Origin of the sequence: Methanobacterium lacus, assembly GCF_000191585.1 — an archaeon.
Classification (GTDB): domain Archaea; phylum Methanobacteriota; class Methanobacteria; order Methanobacteriales; family Methanobacteriaceae; genus Methanobacterium_B; species Methanobacterium_B lacus.
This window is the reverse complement of sequence record NC_015216.1, coordinates 22,929-37,106: the sequence shown is the minus strand read 5'-3', so window position 1 is coordinate 37,106 and position 14,178 is coordinate 22,929. Positions and strand designations below refer to the sequence as shown.

Here is a 14,178-nt window from a genome sequence, read left to right as displayed (position 1 = left end):
CCCCAATGGTGAATAATTAAATTTTCAGATGTGGATATTTTTGATGCTTATTTTTCTTGGATGGCCTTCACAACTTTGTCCTTCTTTTTGATGGATTCAATGGCAGCCCTTTGGACTTTGTCCTTCATCTCATCAAAATCTTCAGGTTCAATATCTCCAACGATTTTTTTTATCTTAGTGTAGGCAGCTTCCCTAAACAAGGGTTTTAACTCTTCTTCCCTTCCATCTTCCTTGATTAATTTAGAAATTCCAGAGTTATCTACCACTCCAATTTCATTAATTTTCACACCTGCACTTGAAACTACATTCTTAACCCTTGTTGCCAGATCTTCAGGAGCTATGATCATTAATGAATCAACAGAAACTCCCAGTGGATCAATTTCTAGTTTTTCAAGCATATCTAAAACCTTTGGATTGACCATTTCTCGGATCTTTTCCTCGGAAAAACTCAGCCCTAGACCGGTAGTTTGACTGATTTCGTGGGCATCTCCTCTTAAACCGCCGTTGGTCACATCTGTCATTGCATGAACTTCTGGAAGGAGCCCGGCATTAAATATTGCTTCAGAAGCCTTTATAAAACTGATGTCCATGGTTTCTTGGACAACATCAAACATACCATGGTAAATGGCTGTTGTTGATATTGTTCCTCCACCAGACCCTTCTGTAAGAAGAATAACATCACCCGATTCTGCTCTTTTCCTGGCGGTTGGTGCATACTCTGAAATTCCAACTGCACCAACAGCACTGACAAGTCTGTCTCCTAAAACCATGTCTCCACCAACCCTAAGGGTGCTTCCAGCAACCAGGGGAACATCTACAAGTTCGGAAACTGCACAGACACCTGCTGTGAAGTCGAACAATTTTCCCACATCTCCATCGTCTGCAAGGTGCAGATCACTCAGCATAGCTATGGGATTTGAGCCCATAACACAGACATCTCGAAGTGTGGCCCTTGCAACATGGAAACCACCAAGAAATGGGTATTCACTCAGTCTGGAATGAATACCATCTACTGCTGTTGTTATGTAAACATCTTTACTATCCACAGTTGATTTAACCACACCACCATCATCTTGTGCTGATGGGTTTATGTAAGAGCTTGTTTTTGCACTTGAAACTATTTCGGCAATTTTACGGTGCACAAAGAAATCACCAGCACCACGGGATCCAACTCCAATATCTCCCATGGATACGCTGGATTGGGTGTAGTTTATCAGATCCCTCATGAATTCGTCGGGATAGGAATCAATAGTCAGGGTATTTTTAACCTCTTCAATGACGGCAGATGCCATTTTTTCTGCTTTGTCGTTATCCAGATCCTTAAACTCTAATATTTTTTTTACCAAATTTTTCTGGACAGTTTCCTCATCTTCCTCTTTAATTGATCTTCTCACGAATCCTTCGATATCCACATGCCACACCTTTTTATATTTAGTTAATTTTTAATAAAATTTTTCATACAAATATCAAAAATAATATTATTAAAATATTTATTCTACCAATTCAACAAAATTTTTCAGTATCTTAAGTCCTTTATCCCCACTTTTTTCAGGATGGAACTGTGTTGCATAGACATTATCCTTACAAATTACTGCAGGCACGTCAATTCCATAGTCCACCGTAGCAACAACAACATCAGGATCATCGGGAGCAACATAATAGGAATGTACAAAGTACATGAAATCCGATCCTATACCCTTTAGAATTGGACATTCGCCACGAATTTGCAGTTGATTCCATCCCATTTGGGGAATTTTTAATCCAGATTCCTTGATTGAATCTGGAAAATGCAGAACACTTCCTTCAACAACATCAAGTCCTGTAGTGTCTGGGCTTTCTTCGCTTCTGGTAAAAAGGATCTGAAGCCCTAAACAGATACCTAAAAAGGGTTTTCCATCGTGTATATGGTCATGGATGGCTTCCTGGTAGCTTGCAACTCCTTCCATTGCATTACCAAAAGCCCCAACACCAGGCAGAACAAGTGCATCAGCATCTTTAATTTCATTTATTGAAGAAGAAATATGGGTACTGGTGCCAATTTTGGAAAAACCATTTTTAATACTTTTTAAATTTCCAGATCCATAGTCAATAATGGTTATCATGGTTTTATTCCTAAAAAAATATGAATTTTTAAAGATTAAAATGTTTATCTTGCTTTGTAATAATCTTTAACTCTTATTGTGTCGTTGAGATGTGGTGTTGAAACTTCGTGTAGGACAGTGTTTTCTGTTGCAACTATGGAATGTTCTTCCTCTGGTTCTATCCTTATGGTGTCATTTTTTCCGAAGTAGTCTTTCCTGTCGTTAAATTCTATGTAACCTGCACCACTGACTATGTACATGGTTTCATCCTTCTTTGAATGGTAGTGGAAGGATGTTTGGTAGCCTTCCCTTATGAAAAGCTCCTTGGTCAGGTACTTATCGGTGTTTATTAAGATCTTTTCATATCCCCATGGTTTGTCTTCACGGTTTTCATATTCCTTCTTTATGGCTTCAAGTTCTTTGGAGGTGTCTATTGCCATCCAGAAAAGGCCGTTTTCTTTGTAATAACCTAATTTATTATCCTTTGCAAGCATTGGGAACACTGTTTTTTCTATGTCTCCCACTTCAAAACTTCCAAAGTCAATGTGTCCGTTGGAGAAGTAAACTCCTCCGTTGATGTAATAATCAAGAACAGGTTTTTCTTTGAAGGATACTAGCCTGTCGCCACTGATCTCCACAATTCCGTATGGTGATACCATTTGAGTTATGAAGATGGACAGTGGATAGTCAGATTTTTCCCCTTGTTCAATCATTTTTTTAATGTTCAGATCCGCCACGACATCTCCATTCCTAATTATGCACTGTTCATTATCTTCGAGGCTTTCCATACCTAGTTTAATAGCATTTAATGTTCCGAGCGGTTCATCTTCAACTATGTATTCAATTTTAACTCCTTTATATTCGTCTCCATATCTTTCTCGAATTTTTTCACTGAGAAAACCAGTTAAAAGCAGTACTTTATCAACACCTGCATTTTTGAAGTCGAAGAGTTGTTTGTCTAGGATGGTGTAATTGTCTTTAATTTCTATGAGTGGTTTGGGAACTGTTTCAGTTAATGGCCTTAACCTCTTTCCGAAGCCTCCGCAGAGTATCATTCCAACTGTTCTTGTCATATTATCACCTTACATAATACAAATGATCTTAATTTTTTTTGATATGGCTATACTATTGTGACGATTGTATATAAAAATTCATTTCAATTAATGATTTGCCTATACAAACTTTATTCTGTTTAGTACAAGCCAAACGTTTTTTGTTTCGTTTGATATTTCATTTGAGTGCTGATCAATCTTGAATTTCCATCAATCCCCTTAAACTATCTCCTAGATCCGACGGAACAATTTTATCAGTTCCAAGTGTCTTGGAATGAGCATCTAGTTCAGTTACTACATAATCATATCCAAGGCTTTTTAATGGTTCAACAAGTCTAGGACCATCTGTAACAGCCACTGTCACAGAATTAACTTTCTCAACAGGAAATGCATGGGGCACACCCAAAACAACAACTAAATCAAAATTACCTTCATTCAAAATTTGTTCTGCCTTTATTCCAGTCACAGGATACTCGTCCAACCCTCCTGTGATATGTTTCACGGTTGTTCCACTTTCTAGGAGTTCTTTTGTTATGTTTGATGCATGTCCCCTTATTCTTGGTAAACCCACATTTTCATCTAAGTTGGCAATCACAGTGTACTCATTTTCTGGAAAATATTCTCTGAATGGAATATTCAGGATATCTGCAAAGAGATAAGATGTTTCTTTCTTGGAGTTTAGAATAAATGCAATTTTTTTGTTGGATTTAAATGCATTTAAAATAATATTTGCAACTTTAACCTTATTGTCTCCGTAGGATGGTTTGATGTAACTTCCCTGTGCCATTCCCCTGGTTTTTTCGATCTCTGTTGCTTTCTTAAGCATTTTCGTCTGTCTTTCCATTTCATCTCGAGATATGATGCCTTGGTTTGAAGCAGCATCCAGCACAGCAATGGCCCCTTCGGTGTTATCACCTTCTCCCAAACCTCCATGGGATTCTACTGTAACTACTTGGGCATTTATGCCTGCATTTTTAACTGCTTCTTTCATATCTTCGCCTATGATCATGCTTACACAGGTTCCAACAACTCCAACCAACTTTGGATTAAAAAGTTCTTCTACTTTAAGCAGAACTTCTTCGAGTTTTTCTGAAGCTCCAAAAATGAAATCATTCTCAGACATGGAAGTCGTTACAACTCGGACTCCGTCATTTTCAAGCAATCTACCTGTTCGAAAACAACAACCATGTGGGCCGTGTAAAACAATTACATCGGCATTCATATCGCGTAATGTGTATAAAGACGCTGCTATAGGGCTCGGTCTTGGATGCAATTTATCACCTCGATGAACTTGATCTATAAACTATAATGAATTGTGTTATAGATATAACATTAACCCCATTCAGAAACTAACTGAAAATTTAGTAGTGAGGATTATGAAGATAGAAAATATATTCGAAGGCATATTTGTTGAAAGACCAAACAGATTTCTAGTTCATTTTAAACTAAATTCAGCAGATAAAACCGTTGAAATGGCACATTTGAGAGATCCAGGAAGATTAACAGAACTTTTAACTCCTAACATCAAACTCCTCCTTAGGAAGGCAACCAACCCAAACAGAAAAACTGGATATGATGTGATAGCAGTTCATAATAACAACAGATGGATACTCATAAATTCAGGTTTTCATAGTGATCTAGCTTCCGAACTCATAAAATCTGGTCTGATTAGGGATATAAATGATTATTCAATAGATAGGAGAGAGTTCAGCTATGGAAATAGTAGAATAGACTTTCTTTTAAAGGCAGCCACATCCATCCCGATGCTATTGGAGGTGAAAGGCTGTACCTTGGTTGAAGAGGGCTTGGCAAAATTTCCAGATGCACCAACTTTAAGGGGTAAAAAACATCTTGACGAACTTTCAAAATCAACTAAAAATGGATATGAAGCTGCAGTACTGTTCCTAATAATTCGTGACGACGCAGAAGAATTCACTCCAAACACACCCATGGATCCAGATTTTGCTGCATCTCTTAAGAATGCAGATGAAAATAGGGTTAAAATCATTGCATATTCCTTTCAAAACATTTATAAAAACAATATCCTTGAGATCAGGCCATTTAAACGAGTGCCAATAGTTTTAGACAATTAAATCTTTTAACTAATCTAATTTGTGATTATGTGGTGATCTAGTTGAATTTTCCATTTTTATGATTAAAATTATTCTCTTGGAATAATTGGGCCTAAATTTTGGGGTTATTCTGGATTCAATTTTTTCTTTAATTATACACTTGCAATGCACGTCTCTCTCTGAAAAATTATATTACTTAATAACAAATTTTATGATGTTTTCCATACAAATATATCCCATAGAAATGGAAACTGGGGAGGATTTGAATGGATTATGATGTTATAATTATTGGTGCAGGTCCTGCGGGTATTTTCGCTGCAAATGAACTGGCAGACAACATGAAGGTTGTTGTTGTGGATAAAGGAAGGGGTCTAGATCATAGGATTTGTAGAGCCCTTGAAGATGGAAAATGCAGAAAATGTTATCCTTGTAATATAACTGGGGGACTAGGGGGTGCAGGTGGACTTTCAGATGGTAAACTGAATCTCAAACCCGATATTGGGGGTGATCTTGAAGAATTTGTGGACACAGATGAAGCTTGGAAAATTGTAAGGCAAATAGATGAATTATTCCTAAAACATGGTGCTTCCAAGGAACTATTTGCACCTGAAGCTGACAAAATAGCCCCAATTATGAAACAAGCAGCTGCAAATGGAATAAATTTCATCCCCATAGTTCAAAGACACATGGGATCCGACAAAACACCACCTATCATAAATTCCATCAAAAAAGAATTGGAGAATAAAGGTGTTGAGTTTTTGCTAGATACCGAAGTAATTGACATAATTGCAGATGGAGAGTTAAGAGGTGCTTTACTTAAAAATAAGGATGGAGAATTTACCTTCAAAACCCATTATGTTCTCGCTGCTCCTGGAAGGGTAGGTGCTAAATGGTTGTATTCCCAAGCTCAAAAACTTGAAATTCCAGTTAGACACAACCCAGTGGATCTTGGAGTACGTGTTGAAATTCCCCAAATAGTGATGGATGAGTTAACAAAGATAAACTGGGACCCTAAATTTCATATCATCACTAAAACCTACGATGATTTTGTGAGGACATTTTGTGTCTGTAACAAGGGTTTTGTTGTTGAAGAGGTATATGATGACTTTGTTGGTGTGAATGGTCATTCAATGATAAATAAAATTTCTGAGAACACGAACTTCGCTTTTCTAGTAAGAGTTGAACTAACAGAGCCTGTAGAAAATACATCAGAATATGCCTCTTCCATTGCAAACCTTGCAAACACATTGGGTGGAGGTAAACCCCTTATACAAAGACTTGGAGACCTTAGGAAGGGCAGAAGATCCACTTGGAGGAGGTTGGAGCGAAGTAACGTCACACCAACGCTAAAAAGTGTGACTCCTGGTGATATTGCAATGGCTCTACCCCACAGAGTTGTCGTAGATATTATTGAGGGGCTAGAATCTTTAAACAACGTTATTCCGGGAGTGGCATCTGATTCAACCCTAATTTACGCTCCTGAAATAAAACTCTATGCAATGAGATTAGAGCTAGATAAAAACTTAAAAACAAGAGTTGACAGGCTTTATGCTGCTGGAGATGGGGCAGGTGTTTCAAGGGGAATAGTAGGTGCTGCAGCAACAGGAATAGTGGCAGCAAGAAATATCCTTGAAAATTATCTAAAAACAGTAAAAAGCAATTAAGAAAACTAAAGGTAGATGAAATGAACTGGAAGCTGCTTGGATTGGGAGCATGTGTGAATGCAATTTTAACAGGCATTATAACCATAATATACTTACCATTAGCTTTCATAGGGCCTTTTACAGGAGGATTCTTGGTATCATACCTCAGTAAAGGATACGAAGATTACAATGGAATTGATTGGAAGGATGGAGCAGTTGTTGGAGCAATTTCCGGATTGATTGGCGGTCTGATTCTGGCACTGCTTTTTATATGGCTTGGAACTTGGAATGCAGCATTAGAAAGTTTAACAGGGAACAATTTAATTCTGATATCCTACGTTATACTTCAGGTAACCGTACTCCTAAGCTTTATTTTGGGATTGATTGGTGGAGTTGTGGGAGTGGCACTCAAGAATTAAATTATTATTTTAAATGATTTAAAGAATTAATAATAATATGGTGCTTTTTAAGCGGAATTATGACGAAAATTAAGGAAAATTATATAATTCAATCGTGATAAAAAAAATGAGAGGTTTAAAATATCCTGGAGGATATTAATACTTTAGTTAATTTAACTCTACCATTAACCTGTGATCTCAACCTCGAGAACTACCCATGGATTTGCACCAGTATCAATGGTTGCCCACACTTCTTCTTCAGTATCTTTACTGAATAGGGCTTCTGTGTCAATTTCAAGGTCTTCAGCTAATTTAACACTGTATGTTCGACCTCTTTGAGATTTAACTATTAAATCATCTTCAAAACCAATTCCTATAACTTTTTGTCTTAATTCAGTTTTTTCTGCCATAATTATTTCCCCTTAGTTTTGATTAATATTCTTTCTTTCATACTTAATAATTTAGTTGGATCGCACTGGCAACATAGTATATGCAAGTATGAATTATTAATTGTTAAGGAATTTGATTTTGGAAAAATGTCGATGTTAACCTGTTATACCACTTAAATTTTTTATAAACCTACAAGGACATTCTTATTCAGATGGAATTTAGCGAGAATTCATTAAATATTTGGAGATGCATAAACTGAGCACAAATTTTGATAAAAACAGTCTTAAACTGCCCTGGAAGACTTTATCCATAGCAATTGTTCTAAATTTTTTTATATGGGCATATCTATTCATTACGCCGGCCATGGAAACAGTACTCGCAGCAAATTTACATATTTCGCATTTTCAGACAAGTTTGCTCTTCACTGCTCCAATACTCATGATTGCGTTGGTTGCAATACCTGCAGGTATAACCGCAGACAGAATAGGGCTTAAAAAAACAATGGGAATTGGTGCAATTGTGGCTTGTATTGGTGCCGTACTCAGGGGTACTGCTCCAGACTATTCCTCCCTCCTCTTATTTTCAGTAATCTTTGGAATAGGTATGGGACTCACATTTGCAAATTTGCCGAAGTTAGCAAGATCATGCAGTTCTGTGGAACAAACTAGTTCTGTCATGGGATTTGTCAATGGATTTGGAGTTTTAGCAGGTATTGGGTTGGCCCTTGCCATTACAGTACCAATAATATACTCTTTTACAAACAGTTATCAGGATGTTTTTTATATATGGGCTTTGCCACTGATTTTAACCACGATTCTTTGGTGGATAATCGTTGATGAACCTCCCTGCACAGACCATGAACCCGAATCTGATACTGGATCCATGGGGCTCATTGAGGTCCTAAAAAATAAAACATTGTGGCTTCTGGCAATCATACTTCTACTCCACAACATATTCTTCTACACTTGGTCTGGATGGATTCCCACCTACCTACTAGAAAAGGGAATCAGTATGAACGTCAGCGGTCTGTTAACATCTATCATGCTGTGGGTGGGTATTCCAACTGTGATACTGGTACCTGCATTATATTCAAGAATTAATGTGTCGAAAAAACTTCTAATACTGGTTCCAAGTTTGATATTTACATTTCTTGCACTTTGGATAATGCCTGCAGCAGGATTTTCCATACTCATAATAATGATAGTTGCTGGAATAATCAACATACTCCGTTTCAATACATTACTCAGTTTACCAGTTGAGATAATGCCAAAAAAACATTCAGGAGTTGCGGGGGGAGTTGTTATATCCATTGGTTATTTGGGGGCTGTTATTGGGCCCAGCATGGCCGGACAAATATTAGATATTACTGGAAGTTTTCAGCCGATATTTATAATTCTGGCAGTTCTATCCTTGATAACTATGGGATTAACATTTTTGCTACCAAAAAACAAACAGGGGATTTGAATAGGCTTAATTTAACCTATTATGGTTATGGGTTGATATAAGAATAAATATGAATTTGATAATTCAGTGATGTTGGATCAGAGCAATTTTCACACCATTTGGATCCTCCATGAAAGCCAGTTTACCAACTGTTATTGGCACAGGATCCATGGTAATATTAGCTCCCTTAGATATCAATTCTTCAACTATGGCTTCAACATCTTCAACATCCATGCCTATGGAATAAAGTCCAATATCGTGTTGAGGATCCTTTATCAGTTCAATCATGGTGTCCCCTTCGCCTTTAAGTAAGGTTATCACTATGTCTGGGGCGGGATTGTGCTGGCTATCCACTTCAAATCCAATCACGTCCCTATAGAAACTCACAGATTCATCCATATCCTTGACAATCATAGTAGTGTATTTAATTTTCACAGTGATTCCTCCTTAAAAGAGTCTTTTACCTGATGCACATGACTCCTCATTTAACGACAAAACATCACCCAATTTATTTTTTTTCTTAAATGAAATAGTATTTATGAAGAGGTTTAATTAATGATGGGTATTCTAAATAAATCAGAGATTAATGCGTGAATAATAGAAATTGGTGTTAAGATTATCCCTAACATCATGCTTACCTCATATAGTAAACTGCTTCTTTGATCGGGTCTAGATCTAAGTCGATTAAAAAATGAACTCCAAGCAATACCATAAGCGTTTCCGATCATTATGGAACGAATGGAACCGAGGATGCCGTTTGCTTTGGATATTCCATAGATATCTACTATGCGTTGCCACGATTCACTAGTAGGGTTTCCTCTCGTGTCTGCATAATGTTGCGCAAAGAGGACGGCTGCAACTTCATTAGTAGGTACATCATCAATAATTCCAGAAAGCATATTTTTGATTTCTTCATTACTCATTCCACTCTCAAGAGCCCTTTTTGTGTGTGCATAAGAACATATTTCACATCCATTCACTTCAGTCACTGCAAGCATTATCCTTTCTATAAATTTTGGACTTAGTTCTTTTTTTCGTTTAGCTTCAAACATATATTTCATCGTTCGAATTCCTTTGTAAAAAATCCAGTAAGATTCTCGGACTGAGTATAGGTTTTTGCCAAATTCCGGCTCAATATTTCTGATTTTGTGTTTTTCTTTGATATTCATGACTTATTTCCTTCAAAATTAGAATTTATATGAAAATTATTGGATTAATCATTAATATTTAGAGCTAATTCGTCATTGCACGATTTAAAGCGGTTCAATTTACATAATATATTTTTGTCTCTTATCTTTTATTTTAGATTAATAAATAATAAAATTATCAGTGGGATGTCCATTTTATTTTGGATGAAATTTTTCCTTAAATAACATTTAATTTTTCCTTTGATAAAGCAGAGCTTATCTTATTCTTCATGTTTTTTGACCTCGTTATTTGTACAAACATGGTAGGGAGGATTTCCGGTAGTTCTGGAAGTGGAATAATGTGACCAGGAATAGACTTATGCCCAGTTCAACATGTTCATAGAGTAGTTGTGATTAGTGAACAAACCAAATTCCATAGGTAATAGGAACTCGAAACCTGCTCCTGCGGATAATAAAAAATGTTAATCCAATTATTAACTCCTCATGAGCTTTTATTTAAATTTTAAAATTTTTAAAAAATTTATTGATATTGCTCAAACATTAAAAAAATGTTTAAAGGGGGATACTTCAAAAAAAGGGATTAAATAGAGACAATTCTCTATTTAATTTTTTGATATTATTTAGTACAGTTAGGTGTTTTGGCTACAGGTAGCTCCGGAGGCACCGTTTTTCTGACCGTTCTGGTATTTGTAATGGTTATCTGTACTGGTGTTAGCAGTATTTTTTAAACCATACTGGTACTTGTGTTGGTCTCCGTCACTCGTTGTACACTTAGTGGTTGTGCAATTTTTCTGACCGTTCTGGTTTTTGTCATGGCTGTGTGCTTGGGTTTGATCACAAGTTCCTGAATGATTCTGAACTTGAGCTGTTGTGTTAGTTGATGTTTGATTCAATGCAAATGCCGGTACAATACTGACTATTAGTACCATTGCACAAATTAAAGCTGCTTTTTTCACATTTTCACCTCCATCTCTTGGGTGACTAGAGATTGTCCGGCAGTATATAAATGAATATTCCGAGTTTTTACCCAGATTAGTACCAGATTACTCCCAAGTTACCCCGATTAGGATAGAAAGTGCGAAAAATTCTATTATATTTAAAAAGAAAATTGGAGCGCCCATACCCGGACCTCTAAATCCCTGATATGTTAGTAAAAATCCAGTAAATAGTATATTCTGTAACAAGAGCAAAAGAGCAAATGCCACCAATCCGAAAGTAAACTTAGATTTAAAATCTCGATAACTTCTTAAATACATAAATAATAAAAATATTAGAAGGCATATATTCCCAATTCCTATGATGATGTCAATTGTTATAATTTGGGAGTTTGCAAGCTGCAGTCCTAATCCTTTTCCTGCTTCAGTTCCGTTTCCTCCATGAAATCCTTGTCCTCCCACTTGCATTTCAAATCACCTCTACAAATTATGAATTGTTCATTATTTTTTCATTTTGCTCAGAATCTCAATGAATATGGGGTAATTCTCTTCCATACGATTTGATAAAAATATCATTTTCCCATATTTTTTCTCATCACCGGAATTAACAAGAATATTATGATCCTCTAAGACTTTAATATGATGTTGAATCGTTTTATAATCCAAATCCAGTTCTAAAGAAAGCTGATTTATATTATAAGGCCTATCATGAAGGGCTTCAATTATCCTAGCACGATTAGTTCCTCCCCTACTTCCAGCTATCAAATACCATAGAACCCGCTTCATGAATATCATGATTAATTATGTTATAGATAATATATGAGATTATCTAAATTCACAACGTTAGAAGGATGGTTCTAAAGTTTTTGAAGAATTGGATACATTGTATTTATAATTTCTCAAAGATTTGGAGATTAGTAAAAAAAATAGAATTAAAATACCAAAAATATGGAAAGATCTACAAAACAAACAGAGATAAGAAATTATGTACGGTTGTGAAAAAAGATTATTATTATTCAAAATGAAAAGAAATGGAAAATTTAATGAGTTATTCTACATTAAAGTTTCAGTCCCAAAAAGCAAAATAAGTGTTATTTTTGGCTTGATTGGACTATAATTGACTTTACTAACTAAAAAATCCAAAGATACTATTAAAAAGTTCTAAATTTGATTTAAATGCGTCGAGGGTATTCAAAACACAACTATATCCTCACCATATTGTTCCACTAATATATTGTAGTTCAACAATATTCTTGATTTTCCCTCTATTCTTCTTCTTTTTTAACAGAAATATCGCAGTCATCCATGATATCTTTGAGTGTTTCTTTGAGTTCTTTTTGTGATTCATAGATTGTTGTTTTTATTTCGTAGGCTTCACTGTCCATGTTTGCCAAGACTTCTTTAGTTCTCTCATGATTGTTATCCATAATATCCTTTAACCTTAAAAAATTCTTCTTAAGTCTTCCTTCAACCCGCATGGAAAATAATATGGCAAATATTGCCAGTATAATTGAACTAATGCTGGATATGATGGATACTATAACTACTATATCAGCCAATTCTCTCACCAATTATTTGTATGAATGTGATGCATTGTAAAATCGAGATTGAATATTTTCCGAGTCAAGTACAGCCTATCTTCCATGAGGTGCTTGTATACGTCTTTCATATGATAAATTTAAGGGATTTATATGAGTACTACTTTTTTGTTAAATATTATATTTTATAATAAATATCCCTATCTGCATATGATGCTTAGAATATCTCCATCCTTGATTTCGTATTCTGATGAAATTCTTCTGCAACTTCTAGCATCAATTGCATGCATGAAACTGTCCCCAATATCGGTGTGCACAACATATGCCATATCCCGTGGTTTAGACCCATTCTTGATTAGGAGTGCATCTGGCAGTACATTGCCCTTTTGATCAGACATTTTATGTTCGTCTTCAACAGGGAAAACAACTATCATATCCAACACATCAAACACTGCTGCATTCAATGCTTCTTGAACTCCTGTACTACCATATTTTTGAAGTACATGTTCTTTGATGTAGTTGAGGGCTTTCATCTGATTTTCATTAAGTTTTTCTGGGTTAACAACTTCAAAATTTGAATCACCCGGGAAATAATCGATCAAACCTGCTTCAGATGCTCTTATGAGGGCTAGTTCTGATTCAGCTGATGCTGGGATGACTCTGCCATACTTTTCTTCGAGCCTTTTGATATTTTTCTCTGAAGTAGGTAAATCTGCCTTATTTGCTACGATTAACATTGGTTTTGCCCTTCTAAGAAGGTCTTGAAGCATGTTGATGATGTCATCATCTTCCCATTTATCGTAGTCCTTGTCTACCACCTTTTTTGCTTCTGCAATATCTTCCAATGCTATTCCTGTTCCGCTCAGCTGTTCTGAAAGAACTTTAGCAATGTCGAGTCTTTCTGACATTACCTTTCTGATCATTTTATTCCAGTTCTTCTTTAGAATTCCGAAGAGCCACATGGTGATCTCGTGCTCTAAAAATTCAACATCTTCCAGAGGATCATGGGTTCCTGGTTCGCAGGGTCTTCCTTCCTCATCTGTTGAACCTGAAGCATCAATGATATGAATAAAAGCTCTTGCTTGTCTTAAATCGTCTAAAAATTTGTTCCCAAGTCCTCTTCCTTCATGGGCCCCTGGAACTAGACCTGCAACATCGATTAATTCTACTGGTATCAATCTTTTCCCACCATCACACTTGGAGTTGTGGGGGTTGCATGTGAGTTCCAGTTCCTTGCATGGACAATCTGTAACCACGTGTGCAATTGCTTTGTTCGCATCTATGGTTGTGAATGGGTAACTTGCAACATCAACCTCTGATAATGTTGCTGAATTAAAAAAAGATGACTTTCCAACGTTTGGTTTTCCTGTAACAGCAATTTGAAGCATATTTTTCCTTCCTTATAATAGTTCTCTGATCTCTAAACTAATTTAAAGGACCATGTTAAATAACAATTTCGATATAATTAAAAACTGCAT

General features: G+C 36.1%; 16 protein-coding genes. 4 read left to right on the top strand and 12 right to left on the bottom strand.

The genetic code is table 11. The features are described from left to right. Positions 1-47: 47 nt before the first annotated feature. From METBO_RS00190 to cfbD, 4 genes are all read right to left on the bottom strand, one after another. Positions 48-1,412: an AIR synthase-related protein gene (locus METBO_RS00190; RefSeq protein ID WP_013643644.1), complete on the bottom strand. Its 1,365-nt coding sequence runs from the start codon at positions 1,410-1,412 to the stop codon at positions 48-50. 78 nt (positions 1,413-1,490) lie between these two features. Next, positions 1,491-2,102, bottom strand: coding sequence for an imidazole glycerol phosphate synthase subunit HisH (gene hisH, locus METBO_RS00185; RefSeq protein WP_013643643.1), 612 nt, complete (start codon positions 2,100-2,102; stop codon positions 1,491-1,493). Positions 2,103-2,146: 44 nt separating this feature from the next. Next, positions 2,147-3,154, bottom strand: a complete 1,008-nt coding sequence (locus METBO_RS00180) for a sugar phosphate nucleotidyltransferase (RefSeq protein ID WP_013643642.1) — start codon at positions 3,152-3,154, stop codon at positions 2,147-2,149. A gap of 172 nt (positions 3,155-3,326) precedes the next feature. Beyond that, positions 3,327-4,406, bottom strand: a complete 1,080-nt coding sequence (gene cfbD, locus METBO_RS00175) for a Ni-sirohydrochlorin a,c-diamide reductive cyclase catalytic subunit (RefSeq protein WP_013643641.1) — start codon at positions 4,404-4,406, stop codon at positions 3,327-3,329. Between the two features lie 103 nt (positions 4,407-4,509). Between cfbD and sfsA the strand changes: the two genes are divergently transcribed. From sfsA to METBO_RS00160, 3 genes are all read left to right on the top strand, one after another. Beyond that, positions 4,510-5,226, top strand: coding sequence for a DNA/RNA nuclease SfsA (gene sfsA, locus METBO_RS00170; RefSeq protein WP_013643640.1), 717 nt, complete (start codon positions 4,510-4,512; stop codon positions 5,224-5,226). A gap of 245 nt (positions 5,227-5,471) precedes the next feature. Further along, a complete protein-coding gene (locus METBO_RS00165; protein ID WP_013643639.1) occupies positions 5,472-6,869 on the top strand; it encodes an NAD(P)/FAD-dependent oxidoreductase in 1,398 nt (465 codons plus the stop codon). A 20-nt stretch (positions 6,870-6,889) separates the two neighbouring features. Continuing rightward, complete coding sequence (locus tag METBO_RS00160; RefSeq protein ID WP_013643638.1) at positions 6,890-7,267, top strand: DUF5518 domain-containing protein; 378 nt, start codon at positions 6,890-6,892, stop codon at positions 7,265-7,267. A 164-nt stretch (positions 7,268-7,431) separates the two neighbouring features. Here the strand turns inward: METBO_RS00160 and METBO_RS00155 are convergent, their stop codons facing one another. Then, on the bottom strand, positions 7,432-7,656 hold the full coding sequence (locus tag METBO_RS00155) for a hypothetical protein (protein WP_013643637.1): 225 nt from the start codon (positions 7,654-7,656) through the stop codon (positions 7,432-7,434). Between the two features lie 226 nt (positions 7,657-7,882). Here METBO_RS00155 and METBO_RS00150 point away from each other — a divergent pair, with 226 nt between their 5' ends. After that, complete coding sequence (locus tag METBO_RS00150; protein WP_013643636.1) at positions 7,883-9,100, top strand: MFS transporter; 1,218 nt, start codon at positions 7,883-7,885, stop codon at positions 9,098-9,100. Positions 9,101-9,163: 63 nt separating this feature from the next. Here METBO_RS00150 and METBO_RS00145 read toward each other — a convergent pair whose 3' ends face one another. The 7 genes from METBO_RS00145 to METBO_RS00115 all read right to left on the bottom strand — a co-directional run bounded on the left by METBO_RS00145 (position 9,164) and on the right by METBO_RS00115 (position 14,088). Beyond that, complete coding sequence (locus tag METBO_RS00145) at positions 9,164-9,514, bottom strand: VOC family protein (RefSeq protein ID WP_013643635.1); 351 nt, start codon at positions 9,512-9,514, stop codon at positions 9,164-9,166. 113 nt (positions 9,515-9,627) lie between these two features. Continuing rightward, positions 9,628-10,248, bottom strand: coding sequence for a carboxymuconolactone decarboxylase family protein (locus tag METBO_RS00140; RefSeq protein WP_013643634.1), 621 nt, complete (start codon positions 10,246-10,248; stop codon positions 9,628-9,630). 608 nt (positions 10,249-10,856) lie between these two features. Then, positions 10,857-11,183, bottom strand: coding sequence for a hypothetical protein (locus tag METBO_RS00135; protein WP_013643633.1), 327 nt, complete (start codon positions 11,181-11,183; stop codon positions 10,857-10,859). An 87-nt stretch (positions 11,184-11,270) separates the two neighbouring features. Next, positions 11,271-11,630 (bottom strand): hypothetical protein, encoded by a 360-nt coding sequence (locus tag METBO_RS00130; RefSeq protein WP_013643632.1) that lies wholly within the window; start codon positions 11,628-11,630, stop codon positions 11,271-11,273. Between the two features lie 33 nt (positions 11,631-11,663). Further along, positions 11,664-11,948 (bottom strand): ArsR/SmtB family transcription factor, encoded by a 285-nt coding sequence (locus METBO_RS00125; RefSeq protein ID WP_048186289.1) that lies wholly within the window; start codon positions 11,946-11,948, stop codon positions 11,664-11,666. A 479-nt stretch (positions 11,949-12,427) separates the two neighbouring features. Further along, on the bottom strand, positions 12,428-12,730 hold the full coding sequence (locus METBO_RS00120; RefSeq protein ID WP_394294928.1) for a hypothetical protein: 303 nt from the start codon (positions 12,728-12,730) through the stop codon (positions 12,428-12,430). Positions 12,731-12,900: 170 nt separating this feature from the next. Then, positions 12,901-14,088 (bottom strand): redox-regulated ATPase YchF, encoded by a 1,188-nt coding sequence (locus tag METBO_RS00115; protein ID WP_013643628.1) that lies wholly within the window; start codon positions 14,086-14,088, stop codon positions 12,901-12,903. Positions 14,089-14,178: the final 90 nt, after the last annotated feature.